This window comes from Flavicella sp. (assembly GCF_029238425.1).
GTDB lineage: Bacteria > Bacteroidota > Bacteroidia > Flavobacteriales > Flavobacteriaceae > Flavicella.
Genome location: NZ_JAQWGB010000005.1, coordinates 1 through 1,535, shown reverse-complemented (window position 1 = coordinate 1,535; position 1,535 = coordinate 1). Strand labels below are relative to the sequence as shown.

Below are 1,535 nucleotides of genomic sequence, written 5' to 3'. Positions count from 1 at the left end.
GCAACTTCATACATACTTAATTTTTTAGACGGAGTATCCGTTGAGGTTAAGTTATTCTTTTGAAGAAAATTTTTAATTTGATCTTGGAATATATCAAGGTTAGAAACAGGGTCAAAAGCGGGAGTTTCTAAAGGTGTTTTTTTAACAGGGGCTGCACCAAGATTAACTGCAATGGTTAAGTCTGTGTCATCTTTAAAAGTAGGAGCAATAGGCACAGGGTTTAGCACGCCGCCATCAATCAAAACGGCATCACCATAAGCTACAGGTGTAAAAAACATAGGCAATGAAATAGAAGCTCTTATGGCTTCAAAGAGAGAACCAGAGTTGATCCATACTTCTTTTTCTGTAATGATATCTGTTGCAACAGCCGTAAATGGAATAGAAAGATTTTCAATTTGAATATCTTCTAAAAAGCCAACCAAGGTTTCTATAATTTTATCACCTTTAAAAAGGCCACCTGTATTTCCCCATGAAAAATCTAATAATGAAGCAATATCTGTTTTGTTTAAGGCGAGCATCCATTGTGTAAGTTGGTTGAGTTTTCCTGCTGCATATACACCTCCAATCAAAGATCCAATGGAGCAGCCAGCAATAGATTTTATTTCATAATTATTTTCTTCTAACCATTTAATTACGCCAATATGTGCCAATCCTCTTGCGCCACCGCTTCCCAAAATTAAGGATACAGTTGTTTTCTTACTTTTCTCCATCGCAGCTATTGTTTTTAGGTTTTAAAAATACGTATGATTTATCTGATTTGTTGTTTGGTTGTGAAACTAATTTTTAAAAAGATAAATAAAAGGATAATCTTTTTTTGCTTTTTTATGTTTTGAAATCTTAAAATGTTAAATTTTTTCAAAATAATACACGCATAAAAATTATGAATTTATCTTTATTCTATGCTAATATAGCAATGCTATGAGTGAAAATAGAACATATTTAAACATGTGTTAAGACATGATGAAACCTAAGGAAAACTAGTTTTTGGAAATAAAAAAAGGAGGCTGTATCAGCCTCCTTTTTCATGTTAGTTTGGTTTAGTTAATTTTTGTTGGTTGTCACAAAGATTGTTAATATTAATGATATTACAAAATAAATGATAACATTTTTTTAACACAAGTACTTAAAAATGAATGATTTTAGTTTTTTAAATCTCTGAGAAGACTAGTATTTACGAGGTTCTTTAACCAAATTTTAACAGTGTCATTGGAATAAAATATTAGTTTTGTCAAACTCAGAATAAATAGAATTTGATAGTAAACTATATTTAATAAAATGGAAGATCAAAACACTAACGTTGATATCAGAGCAATCAATGAAAAAATTGAAAAAGAAAGTGCTTTTATAGATTTGTTAAAATCTGAAATGAATAAAGTAATTGTCGGTCAAAAACAAATGATCGATCGTTTGTTAATTGGTTTGTTAGGAAATGGACATATTTTATTAGAAGGAGTTCCAGGATTAGCAAAAACACTTGCCATTAATACTTTGTCAAAAGCAGTGGATGGAGGTTTTAGTAGAATTCAGTTTACGCC

2 protein-coding genes are annotated in these 1,535 nt (G+C 30.4%); one reads left to right on the top strand and one right to left on the bottom strand.

The features are described from left to right. Positions 1-710: patatin-like phospholipase family protein (locus tag P8H68_RS00320; RefSeq protein ID WP_300320105.1), on the bottom strand; the 710-nt coding region annotated here is incomplete at its 3' end. Between the two features lie 565 nt (positions 711-1,275). Between P8H68_RS00320 and P8H68_RS00315 the strand changes: the two genes are divergently transcribed. Beyond that, on the top strand, positions 1,276-1,535 hold a 260-nt coding region (locus P8H68_RS00315; RefSeq protein WP_300320102.1), incomplete at its 3' end, for a MoxR family ATPase.